Raw genomic sequence first — 13318 nt, forward strand, 5'->3', positions numbered from 1 at the left:
AACTGAATGACTTGTTAGGGCAACCGAATTGCCCGGGAGTTAAACATGCGCAAACAGAGTTTACTGATCCTGGTCGGGCTGCTGCTGTCCCCCTGGCTGCTGGCCAACAATCTCTCCGGCGCGGCGCCGGACTTCACCCTCAAATCCACTCAGGGTGACAACCTGCGCCTGGAGGAGGAGCGCGGCAACGTGGTGCTGCTCAATTTCTGGGCCAGCTGGTGTGGGCCCTGCCGCCAGGAGATGCCCAAGCTCGATGAGCTCCACCAACGCTATCAGGCCGCCGGCTTTAAAGTGCTCGGCGTCAATGTGGAAACCGATAGCGACGCGGCACTGGCCATGCTCAAAAAACTGCCGGTCAGCTTCCCGGTGCTGTTCGACAGCGACAGTGCCGCCAGCAAGCTCTACGACGTCGATGCCATGCCCACCACCGTATTGATCGATCGCGATGGCCAGCTGCGCTACCTGCACCGCGGTTACAAACCCGGTTATGAAGAGCTCTACCGCGAGCAGATCAAGGAGTTGATTCGGGAATGATCAAACTATCGCGTTGCTTGCTGCTAGCCGCTGCCTGCGCCGGCAGCGCCCTGCTCAGTGGTTGCAGCAACTTCACCCCCTGGGTAAAGCCTTACGAGCGCCAGAACCTGGCCGACCCGATCATGAGCTTCGATCGCGACGCCATCGCTACGCGTTACCTCAATCACGTCTACGAGTCGCGCGAGGCGGCACGGGGTGCCGAGGGCAGCGCAGGAGGTGGTTGTGGCTGCAATTAAAACCTGGCCGGGAATACAGCGCACAGCTTGTTTATTGGCGCTCTGTTTAGTCACAACCCTGGCACCGGTAACGCCACTGCAGGCCGCGGTCCTGCCCGCCGATCGCGCCGACATTCTCTACCACGCCTACGACGGCGGTGGTGCCCAGATTGATGGCCCCTCGGTGCTGGTGCGCAAGGAGTTTGCCGATACCGTCTCCGTCTACGGCAATTACTACGTGGATATGGTGAGCAGTGCCTCCATCGATGTGGAGGCCACCGCCAGCCCCTACAGCGAGGAGCGCACCGAGGCCAGCGTCGGCATTGACTACCTCAATGATAAAACCCTGCTGAGCCTGGCGTTTACTGGCAGCAGCGAGAATGACTACGACGCGAAAACCGTCAGCGTTGGCATCAGCCAGGATTTTTTTGGTGACCTGACCACCATTGGCCTGGGGTTTTCGGTCGGCAACGACACCGTCGGCAACAACAACGATGCCAGTTTCCAGGAGGACACCGAGCACCGCCGCTACAACCTCAGCCTGACCCAGGTGTTGACCCCCAGCCTGATTGCCAGCCTGGTGGTTGAAACGGTGGTGGACGAGGGCTTTCTCAACAACCCCTACCGCTCGGTGCGCTACCTCGACCCCAGTGTCGGCAGCGGTTACAGTTACGAGCCGGAGCGCTACCCGGCCACTCGCAACAGCGATGCGGTGGCACTGCGCGCCCTCTACTACCTGCCCTACCGGGCGGCTTTACGCGGCGAAGTGCGCAGCTTCAGTGACAGTTGGGGAATCAGCGCCAGCGCCTACGAGCTGCGCTACACTCACCCGCTGGCAAATCACTGGATGCTGGAATTCAAGTACCGGGCCTACAGCCAGGACAAGGCGGATTTCTACAGCGACCTGTTCGCCTTTTCCGAGGCCACAAATTTTCGCGCCCGGGACAAGGAGCTGAGCACCTTTGCTTCGCAAACCTTTGGGGTCGGCGTCAGCTACGAATTCAAGCCCGGTTTTTTACCCTACGTGGATAAAAGCAGCATCAATCTCTACTGGGATCATATCCAGTTCGATTACGACGACTTCCGCGATGTCACCAGCGGCGCGGCGGTGGGCGAAGAACCCCTGTACAGCTTCGATGCGGATGTGATCCGGCTGTTTTTATCGGTCTGGTATTGATAGAGCTGGCACAGACCGCGGCGCAGTCTGTTGCCAGTGGCACCGCTAAAACAGCCAGCCCTTTACATCCGGGTGCGCCTGTTTGGCGTCGAGGCACTTCATACCCTTGACGCAGCGCACCACGATCCAGACCACCCAAAATAACAACAGCAACCAGCCCACCACTGCCAGCGACAATATAATCCCAAAGAACAGGTACAGGGCCCCGATCCAGAAGGTGCGTATTTGAAAGTGGTAGTGGCTCTGCAACCACGGCGGCGCCTCGTCCTTGTGAATGTAGGCGATCACCACGGCAATAATACCGCTCACCCCAATCACCACACTGGCCAGGTACAACACATAGACAATTTTGGCCATGGTTTCGCTGGACTGGCTGTTTGCTTCGATAGTCATCCTTTTACCTCTCGTACAGGCCGCTGCGCCGGCAGCAGCAGCAATTTAAATCCCGATTTTGGCGTTCACATAGATATCGTAGCGGCTGGTTTTTCCCGTCAACTGGTAGGTGGGGGCCAACTGGTTCAGGCAGGGGGCCTTGCGCGGCCGCTTGACCACCACCCGATAGCGGGCGATCTTTCGCGCCAGGGATAGCAACTCGCCCGCGTCCTCATCGCCGCCCACCAGCTGATGAAACGCCGCCATGTCCTTCTTCACCTGCGCCGACTTGCTACGCTCGGGAAACATGGGGTCGAGGTAGACGATATCAAACTCCGCGGCGGCTTGCCCGGCAAGAAAATTGCGGCTGTCGCCGCGCTGCAGCGTCAGGCGCTGCACAATCTCCCGCAACTCCCCGTCCTGGCTCAACAGCCCCCGTCGCAGACCATCCGCCAGCAGCTCCGCCACCACCGGCGAGCGCTCCAGCAGTTGCACCTGGCAACCGAGGCTGGCCAGCACGAACCCATCCTTGCCCAGACCGGCAGTGGCGTCCAGCACCGTCAACGCCGCCCCCTTGTTCAGGCCCACCGCCTTGGCGATCATCTGCCCCTTGCCACCGCCAAATTTGCGCCGGTGCTCCACTGCACCAGCGCCGAAATCCACCCGTACCGGGCCGGGCGCTTTGCGGCCCAGCTGCTGCAGGGCCAAGCCCTGCTCGTCCAGCTGCAAGATAAAACCCGTGTCCAGCTTGTCGACAGCCACACTCGGCTGTGCATCCACCACTGCCACTCCCAGGCGAGCGGCAATGGCCTGCGCCAGCGCCTGCAGTTGCGGCGACGGGCAGACAAGTGCGTGCACCAGCGGATCGTTGTTACTCGACTGCAACTCAGTCACCTCTCCGCCCAGATGCAGAAATCGCCATCGCAGCCATGACTTACAAACCCGCTCGGTGGCGGCGCCAACCCAACACCGCAAACATGGCCAGCAATAACAGCGCCGGCAGCAGCGCCATATTGATCCAGCGCAGTCGATTTTCCAGCTCATCGATGGAGCGATTGAGCTGTCGCTGCACCTGGCGCAACTGCTTGCGGGTGGCCAGGCGCTGCTGTTCGAACGCCTCGATTTCCGCCCGCTGGGCATCGCTCAACAGCAGCTGGCCCTGCTCGTCGGTATCCGCCGACAGGCTGGCAATCCTCGCCTCCAGCTCCTCGAGGCGCTGCAGCAATACCTGCTCCTGCTGCTTGAATTCCGCCGCCGCGGTGCTGCGCAACCGGTCGACCACTTCGAACGGGCGCGAATACTGGCCGCGGGAGCGCAAGCTGCTCAGGGCGCCACTGCCACTGAGGTTTTCCACCGCATTGAGCACGAAATCGCCGTTATTGGCCCAGGGCACCACCACTCGCTGGCCAAAGAAATCGGACACCTGCACCCAGAGCCGATCACTGAGCAGGTCGACATCGGCAACCAGCAGGACATTGATATTGCCGGTCGATCGATGGGGTTCGATCTGCGGCGCCGGCTGTGTCTCGGAGCTGCTGTCCGCTGCCGCCGGTGCCGCGGTGAAGGCCGAGCTGGCCGGGCCTCTGACCCGTGCCGCCAGCACGTAGCTGCGATTGTCACTGACAAAGTTGGCCAGCAGCTCGCCCGGGTCGGCTGCGCCCAGGTAGGTTGCGCTGGCCATCAACATGGCGTCACTGGAACTGCTCAACAGCGGCGCGAAGCGGGTGCTGGCGTTGTCCCGTGGCGCCAGCGCCCCAGCACTGGCGAGATTGATGTTTTCCAGCTCAGCGGTAATGATATCGTCCCTGTTCATATCGCTGGCACTGAGACCGAGAATGCCAACGTGGGGCAGCGGCACTGCCGCAGCGGAGGCGGAGACACGCAGGCCGCGCTGCCGATCCGTCACTATTTGATCGCGCTGGTACTCCACCCCCCAGTGTTGCAACAGGGTGTCGATATTGGAGTCGGAGCCGGCGGCGGGCGCAGTCGCAATTTCGCTGTGCGGATCGACGAACACCATGGCGCCGCCGCCGCCGAGCACGTATTGATCGATGGCATAGAGGCTGCGCTGGTCCAGTTCAGCCGGCTGCACGATCAGCAACACGCCGATATCGGGCTCGATGCGCTGCAGCGGCGGCTGCAACTCTCGCACTGCCAGCGACTCCTGTAGCTGTTCCAGCACGGTCCAGGGCGTGCGCATCTGGCCGCTGCCAAAATCGTAGCCGCCACTCATCTGCACCCCGCTCAACAAGCCCACCACCGGTGGCTCCGGCCGCTGCAGCCGATACAGCAACTGGCTGATGTCGTACTCCAGAAAGCGCTCCCGCTCGGGATTGAAAAAACTGATTACCTCGGTGCCACCACTGGCGCTGCTGGCCACCAGGCCGAGGTAGAGCGCATCCCCTCCCAGGGCTAGCGGGGCACCGCGCAAACCGGCCGCCACCGCGGCGTCCTCGGCCTCGCTAAAAGGGCTCGGGTCCACCACCTGCAGGTTTATCCGGTCCGGGTTCAGGGCCCGGTACTCCGCCAGCAAGTCGCCGATACGACGGGCATAATCGTTGATGTGCGGCAGTTCCGCGGCCAGTGAGCGGGAGAAATACAAGCTCAGGCTGACCGGTTCCTGTAAGCCAGCCAACAGTGCCTTGCTACCGCTGCTGAGGGTATAGAGCTTGTCTTCGGTAAGATCCATGCGCCAGGGCGGCAGGCTCTGCAGCAAGGCCGTCACCGCCAGCAATAACAGCATACTGGCGGCAATGCTCCAGCCGCGCAGGCCAATAAACAGCTGCAACATTGTCAGGCTCCCTTCTTCCAGTCGATCAGCGCGGCGGTGGCCAGCAGCCAACTGAGCATAAACACCAGGAAAAAGCCGAGGTCGCGGCTGTCCACCACACCTTTGGCAATATTCTGGAAGTGAGAGAGAAAACTCAGGGAAATGGCGAGCTCCGCCACGCTTGCCGGCAGCAGCGCTTGCAGCACCTGGGCCACCGGCGCAAAGCCGAGCAGTAAAAACAGCAGGCTGGCAATGGTGGAGAGAATAAACGCCACCACCTGGTTTTTGGTGAGGGCAGAGAGAAAACCACCGAGGGCCAGGAAGCTGCCACCCATAAGCCAGCTGCCCAGGTAGGCCGCCACAATGATACCGTTGTCGGGGCTGCCCAAGTAGTTCACCGTCAGCCACATCGGCAGGGTCAACAACAGGGCCACTGCCACGAAGGTCCAGGCGGCGAGGAACTTGCCCAGAACCGCATCAAGCGCCGTCAAGGGCAGGGTCATCAGCAACTCAATGGTGCCGGTCTGGCGCTCCTCGGACCAGATACGCATGGCCAGCGGCGGCATCAACACCAGGTACAGCCAGGGGTGAAAATTAAAAAAAGATAAGAGATCAGCTTGTTCACGGCGAAAGAAGCCGCCGAACTCAAACGCCAGGAAGCCGCTCAACAACACGAACGCGGCGAGAAAGACATACGCCAGCGGCGTGGTAAAATACGCCCCCAGTTCGCGTCGGTACACAGCCACGACACGGGCGCAGGTGTTCATGGCTCACCCTCCCGACCCGGGTCCTGGTCGACCGTGATCCGGCGAAATACATCGTCGAGGCGACCCGCCGAAACCGAAAGGGATTGCGGCCGGATTCCCCGATCCTGCAAAAACGCCTGTACCGCCGGCCAGATAACCGCGTGCTTTGCCGCCATGACCCGCACGCGGTTGCCCTGGCCGGGGGTCACAACCACTTCCCGGACACCGGCCAGCTGCCGCAGTGCCGGAGCAATGCCCTCGGCATCGTCCAGCTCCAGTTCCACCGCCTGAAAATAATCGGAGCTGGATTTCAGTTGCGCCGGGGTGGCGTCCGCCACCAGTCGACCGTGATTAATGATGACGGCGCGCTGGCATACCGCCTCCACTTCCTCGAGGATATGGGTGGAAATAATCACTATCTTGTCGTCGGATAGCTGCCGGATCAATTGGCGAACTTCGTGTTTCTGGTTCGGGTCCAACCCGTCGGTGGGCTCATCCAGCAGCAGCACACTGGGATCGTGTATCAGCGCCTGGGCCAAACCCACCCGACGCTGGAACCCCTTGGAGAGGGTTTCTATGGACCGGTTGGCCACCGTCTCCAGCTGCAACCTGGCCATAATCGCGGCAATTCTGGCCGATCGCTGGCGGCGCTCGATACCCCGCGCCTGGGCGATAAATTGCAGAAACCCACGCACCGGCATGTCGCCGTAACTGGGGGCTCCCTCGGGCAGATAGCCGAGGCGGGACTTGACCTGCAAGGGGCGCTCATTGAGATCGTCGCCAAAGATGCGAATACGGCCCGAGTCGGGCCGTAAAAATCCCGCCAGCATGCGCATGGTGGTGGACTTGCCCGCCCCGTTGGGGCCAAGAAACCCCAGCACCTGGCCGGCGGCAACTGAGAAAGAGAGATTATCGACGGCGACAAATGGACCAAAGCGTTTGGTCAGGTTTTCTATTTCTATCATGGAGCGCTGTTATCGTTGTTGGAGTCGCCTGCAGATCGATGCGAAGCCTGCATCGGTTAATTGGGCTGTTTGCTGCCGGGTCCGGTTGGCGCTTGCTTGCGGCAGTCGCACCCGGGCCCCGGCCTCAACCGCTGAGGACCTGTTTGATGGCAGCGATTTGCTCCCGCGCTTCATCGAGAATGCGAATGGTCAGCTCCGGGGTCAAATCGCCCAGCGGCAACTTGTGAAACGCCGGCACCTGGTCGATTCGATGCACCGGCAACGGCTGCTTGTTGCGGATAATGCTGTGCAATTTGGCAATCTGCACAATATCGCAAATATCGACTTTCAGCGGGTGTTTTCGCTGCCACTCCGAAACCGAACGAGCCACCACCACAATCTCCTGGGGAAACTTCCAGCGCCGCAAGATCATTTCGCCAACCTCACCACGCAGGTTGTCGATCACCTGGTCCAGTTGTTCCGGGGTCCTGTCGATGTCGCCCTGGCTGTCCATATAGCCGAGAATGGCAATCACGCCGATCTCGTGCACCAGCCCTGCCAGCATCGCCTCTTCCGCCGAAATGGATTTGGCCTTGACCATGCGCGCAATAACAAAACTGATGGCGGCCACTTCGACACTGTGGCGCCAGGCCTTCAGCATGTACTTGTGCAATTGCGGCGAGCGGGATGAGAACAAATCCTTGATGGCGAAACTGACCACCAGCTGCCGGGTGGTGTCGAGCCCCAGCCGGACAATGGCGTTTTTGGTGGAATCACAGGTGGTCGTGCCGTGGTAGATGGGGCTGTTGGCGGCGCGGATCAACTTCGCCGCAATGGACGGGTCGGCATTGACCGCGGCGGCAATAAGCTCGGCATTACTGTTTTCATTTTCCAGCAGATGGCGAACCTTGAGGGCAACCTCCGGCAAGCTGGGCAGCACAAACTGGTTGCGCTGCAGGGCGCTGTGAAAACCACTCAACAGCTCCTGGGATTCCATTTCCTCCATGCTGGCCACTTCGCTGACGCCGTAGCCTTCCTCACCGCTGCTGCTTTCAGCGCTGTCCTGTTGCAGTTCGTCGAGGATATCCGCGTCCAGCACCACCACCTCACAGAGCCTGGTGGCTACCGCCGTGTACTGGCGTGGCCGCAGGCTTCCCAGCTGGCGCTTGGCCGAGGAGTGGTCCTGGTCGACCCGGTGAACCTTGCCGTCTTCAGAGTGCAGCTCGAATTCACCGTCCAGCAAAAAATACTCGTTGCTGTCGATGTCGCCGAGCTCAAACAACATGCTCCCCTTGGGCACCCGCAACAGCTCGACCCGACTTTTCAACAACAGCAATTGGTGCGCATCCAACCCGGCAAAGGGCCGAAACTGCCGCAACCGTTCCGGATCCAAATGTATGTCGCTCATAAAACCACTTTCAACCAGCAAATGCGACCAAGTATAGTTGCTGCAGCGCCATTAAGCATCCGCTTTTAGGCAGCATTACTGGGTCAGGGGAATCAATTCCAGTTCCACCCGGCGATTTGCCTGGCGTCCCTCCGGGGTGGCATTGCTGGCCACTGGATAACGGGGCCCATAGCCGTTGGCCTGGATCCGTCCGGCGGGGATGTTCTGGCTAATCAAATACTGTTTGACGCTGTTGGCGCGATCCTCGCTCAGGCGCTGGTTCATATCGGCAGCCCCGGTTGAATCAGTATGACCGGCAACCCGGATGGCGGTATCTTTAAACTCAACCAATACCAGCGCAACCGAACTCAGGGTTTCGTAAAAGTCACCGCGAATAGCACTTTGGCCCGTGGCGAAGGTAATGTTACCCGGCATCACCAGCCGAATGTTGTCCCCTTCCCGCACTACCTGGACACCGCTGTTCTGCAATTTCTGGCGCAGCTGTGCTTCCTGCTTGTCCATATAAAAACCGATGCCGCCGCCTATGGCGCCGCCGGCCACGGCGCCGGTAAGCGCCCCTTTTTTGCGGTCTTTGCTGCTCGCTGTCGCCGCACCAATGACCGCGCCAGCCACAGCTCCGGCTCCGGCTCCCTTGGCCGTGTTGCTGGTTTTTTGTTGCCCGGTATAGGGGTCGGTGGAAACACAGGCAGCAAGTGTGGTCGCCAGCAACAGCGGCATTAATTTACGCATAGGGTCTAACCTCTTCATTTCAAACTCTGTTAATAAAACCGCGGCACCCTTGATCAGTTCAGTGGCGCCCGGCAAGGGCAGGCATTTGCCAAGTGTAATGACATCACGCCTTTAAAAAAGTCTCACATTTCACATTTGAATCTACTGTTTCGTTTACTGCCCTTGTTTCGCGACAGCCAATACCTCTAAACTCGGCACACTTTTCCAGCTACCGGACCCATCCGTATGACAATCACCCGGCGCCGACTGCGCCTGATCGCCCTGCTGCCTGTCGCCGCCCTGCTCAGCCTGGCCGGCTGCAGCCGTTACCAGATGACAGTCAACGAAACTGTGGTGTACTCGCCGCCAAGCCTGTTTACCGACTTCCAGGTGGAAGACCGCAAGTTGAAGGACTGCCTGGACCAGACTATCGAGGACAATCGCCACACCGCCAGCAACCAGGTAACCCGCCTCAGCTGCACCCACGCGGGCATAACCAGTCTCGCCGGACTGGAGCAATTCCAGCACCTGACCGAGTTGAACCTGGGCAACAACCAGTTGACGTCGATAGAACCGCTAAAATTCCATTTTCGCCTGAAAATATTGTTGCTCAACGATAATCGGCTGGTCAGCGCCGCCGAATTGTTGCAGCTACCCAACCTGACCCTGGTCGACCTCGACAGCAACCCGGGCCTGGCTTGCGCGGATGTGCTGCAACTGAAGCAGTCTTTTAACGGTCAACTGCGCGTACCCCAACAGTGTCGAAAAGATTAACCGGTGCCCGCCATCAGCCAGCGGGCTTGAACATCAAGCCGATGACATTGCGGTGCTGATGCATGATCTGCATTTTTACCGGCTCCGAATTTATCGGCCCAACCACTTTCTTGAACATTACGTCCACCACAGTTCCAGCCGGGGGAATCTGGCAGTGCTCAACCAACACCGATGCTCCCCCGTCGGATATATCCCGGGCAAAGCCAACAATTGTGCCGAAGGAAGGATGGGTCATCTCAACCCGGATCGAGGTCGGGGTGCGCTCAAACCTGCGGCGCTCATCCACTTGCTGCACTCCTTTGGGATTATCTTCCCTTTTAGAATAGTTACAGTTGTCGGTGAAGACAACTCGCCCTGTCGATATCCCTGGCGCTGACTGCGCTGGAGTATTGCAACCGATGCCGGCAGCGCCCCGGCGCCCATACAGGGAGACGGCTGGCGGCCCCACTTACCCACAGAAGCTGTGGATAAGTCTGTGCATGAGCTTTGCGTATGTTTGCCAACCCGCCTTGTCTCGCCACCCGGCGCTGGTTGCGCACTTTTTAGACAAGTTCTATATTTCTATAAATATCAATAAGTTAAGTATTTTTCGCCCGAACTTATAAAAAATGCAAGGCCAGAGAATAAATTTACAAAGATCATTTGGCAGTGTGGACAAAAATGTGGTACCCGCTACACAGCCAGCCAACCGAACCCTTCGTCCTGGCAGGCAAATTCAACTTGTTTAATACCGGCGGTCACTGCCGCCAGCGCCTCCCGGGCCTTGTGCGGGCAATTGTTCTGCTGGCTGATATGGCCGACCACCAGGGTTTGCAAGCAGTCGCGATCGACGCCCGCCAGAAAGGCCGCGGTCTGCTGGTTATTGAGGTGCCCCCAGGGCCCGCCTACACGCCGCTTTAACGAGGCCGGATAGGGGCCGCGGGCGAGCATATCCAAATCGTGATTGGCCTCCAGCAAGAGGCCGTGGCAATTCTGGTAGTGGGCCTCCACATGGGCGCTGATATTGCCCAAATCGGTGAGCACCCCGAGCCGCTTGCCGCCGGCGGTCAGCACGAACTGGGCCGGCTCCCGGGCGTCGTGGGGAACCGCGACCGGCTGCACCGAGACACCGCCCAACTGGAAGCTGCGATAGCCCTCGATCAGGTGCAAGCGCGGCAGGGCGCCGAGGTTGCGGCTGCGAAAAGTGCCCGGGGTCATATACACCGGCAAACCGTACTTGCGCGCCAGTGGCGCCACCCCTTTAAGGTGATCGCCGTGCTCGTGGGTCACCAGAATGGCGCTGATATCACCGGGCGAGCGCTGCAGCAGGGCCAGCCGCCGCTCCACCTCCTTGATGGTGAAACCGCAATCGATAAGGATCAACTGGTCCTGCCACTCGACCAGCGTGCCGTTGCCCTTGCTGCCGCTGCCCAGCGACGCAAATTTCATAGCCCTAGTGCCTCTGCCCCAGCCACTGCCAGCGCGCCCGCTAGATCAAATTCTGCCGGACCACCGCCAGCAAGTGTTTCGCCTCGTTTTTCCCCAGGGTGCGGCCGTAGCCATCCCGAATTCTCACGGCCACGCCCTGGTTTTCGCTGTGGGCAACCAATAAATAGCCGGGCACCTTGCTCAGCACCTGGCCGGGGTTACTGCCCCGACCGGCAAAGATACGACGGTTGAGCTCCGTATCTTCCAGTTGCAGGTTGGCGAGAATGTCCGCCAGGCTGTAGGGCGGCGCTGGAATAACCTTCTTGTCGCCACCGAACAGGCGCCCGAAAAACCCGGGCTCTTCCTCTTTGTCGGCGGCGTTTTCATCATAGGTCACATAAAACACACCGAATCTCGCCTCTTGCTCCCAGAGGATAAAGCCGCCCTGGTTGAGCGCATGAGTAACCGTTGCCAGGGCCCGGGCCCGGTCCACGTTCAAGCGCAACACCGGCTCTGCACCCTCGGTATCGAGCACCACCTTGCTGCTAAAGCCAATGGATTGCGCCAACAGGGAGGCGGCCTGGCTGCCCGAGGTATCGCTGGCGATAACCCCGGCCAATTCATCCACCATCCAGTTCTCGCGCTCGGGATTGGAGGACCGCTGCGGCCACTGCACGTTGCGATTGCTGCCGGCGCTGCTATCGACACTCAGGTGCAATACATGGATCTCCGTGCTGTCAGGCTGAATACCCTGCTCGATGCGCATGCGGTATTTATTCTGAGTCTTATCATCGTTGACGAAACGCAACCAGCCGGTCTCGATAATCCCGGTGGCGGCATCTGTGTACACCACCTCGAGGTTATTGCGCGACAGGAAACCCCGCACCTGGGGCCAAACTTCCGCCGGAGAAGCACTGACCAGGATCCAGCGCTTGTCGTCCAGCTTCTGGATTTTCACCCGGTCTGTAAAGGCATTTTCCGACAGGCTTTGCGGCCGCGGCACCTGGAAATTAGTGGCCAGCTCTGCTTCGCTGCTAATTTCCGGAATCACATACAACTGGTCGACTTCGCGCTGCTCTACCCCCGCCGGCACCACCATTGGCGGCATTACATCCGCTTTCAGGTAGTCGTCACCGCGATCGCGGAAATAGCCCTCGGGCCCAAACATGGAGCTGCAGCCGGTCATCAGGCCTACCGCCACTAGCGCGGACATGCGCAGCAAAAATCGATTATTCATAAGTTTTCATCGTTATAAGTTGGTGTGCTTACAGCAGGCCGGCCCCTTCCAGGGCGGCGCGGACTTGCTGGTGGTACTGGGGCGCCAGCGGCGTCAGGGGCAGGCGAATACCGGAGTCGATCAGGCCCAACTGTGCCACCGCCCACTTTACCGGGATCGGATTGGACTCCAGGAACATGGCATTGTGCACCGGCATCAACTTTTTATTGATGGCGCGGGCCGCGTCCGCCTCGCCGCCGATGGCCAGCTCACACATGCGCGCCACCTCTGCCGGTGCAACGTTGGCCGTGACGCTGATATTGCCCTTGCCACCGAGAATCATCAATTCCACCGCGGTGATATCGTCGCCGGACAATACCAGGAAGTCGTCGCCGCAGTTTTCAATCAGCCAGGCGGCGCGCTTGAGATCGCCGGTGGCTTCCTTCATGCCGATGATATTATCCACCCGGCTGAGCCGCTGCACCGTTGCCGGCAACATATCCACCCCCGTCCTGGCGGGCACGTTGTACAGCAGTTGCGGCAGGGCCACCGCCTCGGCAATGGCCTTGTGATGCAGGTACAGGCCCTCCTGGGTAGGGCGGTTGTAATAGGGGGTTACGGAGAGACAGGCGTCGGCGCCGGCCGCCTTGGCCGAGCGGGTCAATTCGATGGCCTCCGAAGTGGAGTTGGCGCCGGTGCCAGCAATCACCGGCACGCGGCCGTTGACCTGTTCAACCACTCGGGTAATGACCTGCAAGTGCTCCCCCACATCCAGGGTCGCGGATTCACCGGAGGTGCCCACGGCGACAATGGCATGGGTGCCCCTCTCTATATGCCACTCAACCAGTTTTTCCAGGCCGCTCCAGTCCAGCTCATTAGCAGCTGTCATCGGCGTCACGAGAGCGACCATACTACCTTGAATCATGCATTGTCTCCGAGTGGGGTGTTGCGCAAAGGCGTAATGGTACTGACGCCCCCGCGCCGACACAAGTTCCCTGTTGCTTTTCTTTTATTGGCTGGTTATGAAGGGTGGGCGCTAGCTGCGGG

General features: G+C 60.0%; 15 protein-coding genes. 4 read left to right on the plus strand and 11 right to left on the minus strand.

Annotated features, from left to right (window positions below):
- The first annotated feature begins 45 nt into the window (after positions 1-45).
- From G8764_RS10760 to G8764_RS10770, 3 genes are read left to right on the plus strand one after another with little or no spacing between them, the layout of a single operon-like run.
- Complete coding sequence (locus G8764_RS10760; protein WP_166164634.1) at positions 46-534, plus strand: TlpA family protein disulfide reductase; 489 nt, start codon at positions 46-48, stop codon at positions 532-534.
- Complete coding sequence (locus G8764_RS10765; protein ID WP_166164635.1) at positions 531-770, plus strand: DUF4266 domain-containing protein; 240 nt, start codon at positions 531-533, stop codon at positions 768-770. The genes G8764_RS10760 and G8764_RS10765 overlap by 4 nt, the downstream gene beginning before the upstream one ends.
- The gene (locus tag G8764_RS10770; protein WP_341806367.1) at positions 757-1926 is read left to right on the plus strand and encodes a DUF3570 domain-containing protein; all 1170 of its coding nucleotides are present in this window, start codon (positions 757-759) and stop codon (positions 1924-1926) included. Before G8764_RS10765 ends, G8764_RS10770 begins: the two co-directional genes overlap by 14 nt.
- 45 nt (positions 1927-1971) lie before the next feature.
- On the opposite strand, the gene G8764_RS10775 is transcribed toward G8764_RS10770, so the two are convergent.
- From G8764_RS10775 to G8764_RS10805, 7 genes are all read right to left on the minus strand, one after another.
- On the minus strand, positions 1972-2319 hold the full coding sequence (locus G8764_RS10775; RefSeq protein ID WP_166164637.1) for a DUF4870 family protein: 348 nt from the start codon (positions 2317-2319) through the stop codon (positions 1972-1974).
- Between the two features lie 45 nt (positions 2320-2364).
- A complete protein-coding gene (locus tag G8764_RS10780; RefSeq protein WP_243748732.1) occupies positions 2365-3183 on the minus strand; it encodes a class I SAM-dependent methyltransferase in 819 nt (272 codons plus the stop codon).
- Positions 3184-3232: 49 nt separating this feature from the next.
- Positions 3233-5089 (minus strand): GldG family protein, encoded by a 1857-nt coding sequence (locus tag G8764_RS10785; RefSeq protein WP_166164639.1) that lies wholly within the window; start codon positions 5087-5089, stop codon positions 3233-3235.
- Between the two features lie 2 nt (positions 5090-5091).
- Positions 5092-5835 carry an ABC transporter permease gene (locus G8764_RS10790; RefSeq protein ID WP_166164640.1) on the minus strand — a complete coding sequence of 248 codons (744 nt, stop codon included), beginning with the start codon at positions 5833-5835 and terminating at the stop codon, positions 5092-5094.
- Entirely contained in the window at positions 5832-6779 is a 948-nt protein-coding gene (locus G8764_RS10795; RefSeq protein ID WP_166164641.1) for an ABC transporter ATP-binding protein, read from the minus strand. Before G8764_RS10795 ends, G8764_RS10790 begins: the two co-directional genes overlap by 4 nt.
- Before the next feature lie 124 nt (positions 6780-6903).
- Positions 6904-8166 carry an HDOD domain-containing protein gene (locus tag G8764_RS10800; RefSeq protein WP_166164642.1) on the minus strand — a complete coding sequence of 421 codons (1263 nt, stop codon included), beginning with the start codon at positions 8164-8166 and terminating at the stop codon, positions 6904-6906.
- A gap of 75 nt (positions 8167-8241) precedes the next feature.
- Positions 8242-8895, minus strand: coding sequence for a YiaD family glycine zipper/OmpA-like lipoprotein (locus G8764_RS10805; RefSeq protein ID WP_166164643.1), 654 nt, complete (start codon positions 8893-8895; stop codon positions 8242-8244).
- Positions 8896-9120: 225 nt separating this feature from the next.
- Here G8764_RS10805 and G8764_RS10810 point away from each other — a divergent pair, with 225 nt between their 5' ends.
- A complete protein-coding gene (locus G8764_RS10810) occupies positions 9121-9648 on the plus strand; it encodes a leucine-rich repeat domain-containing protein (RefSeq protein WP_166164644.1) in 528 nt (175 codons plus the stop codon).
- A 13-nt stretch (positions 9649-9661) separates the two neighbouring features.
- Here the strand turns inward: G8764_RS10810 and G8764_RS22770 are convergent, their stop codons facing one another.
- The 4 genes from G8764_RS22770 to dapA all read right to left on the minus strand — a co-directional run bounded on the left by G8764_RS22770 (position 9662) and on the right by dapA (position 13196).
- Positions 9662-9934, minus strand: coding sequence for a PilZ domain-containing protein (locus G8764_RS22770; protein ID WP_166164645.1), 273 nt, complete (start codon positions 9932-9934; stop codon positions 9662-9664).
- A gap of 386 nt (positions 9935-10320) precedes the next feature.
- Entirely contained in the window at positions 10321-11076 is a 756-nt protein-coding gene (locus G8764_RS10820; protein WP_166164646.1) for an MBL fold metallo-hydrolase, read from the minus strand.
- A 40-nt stretch (positions 11077-11116) separates the two neighbouring features.
- The gene (gene bamC / locus G8764_RS10825; protein WP_166164647.1) at positions 11117-12292 is read right to left on the minus strand and encodes an outer membrane protein assembly factor BamC; all 1176 of its coding nucleotides are present in this window, start codon (positions 12290-12292) and stop codon (positions 11117-11119) included.
- Between the two features lie 28 nt (positions 12293-12320).
- Positions 12321-13196: a 4-hydroxy-tetrahydrodipicolinate synthase gene (gene dapA, locus G8764_RS10830; protein WP_166164648.1), complete on the minus strand. Its 876-nt coding sequence runs from the start codon at positions 13194-13196 to the stop codon at positions 12321-12323.
- Positions 13197-13318 lie beyond the last annotated feature (122 nt).

The organism is Pseudomaricurvus alcaniphilus, assembly GCF_011440395.1.
Taxonomy (GTDB): Bacteria; Pseudomonadota; Gammaproteobacteria; order Pseudomonadales; family Cellvibrionaceae; genus Pseudomaricurvus; species Pseudomaricurvus alcaniphilus.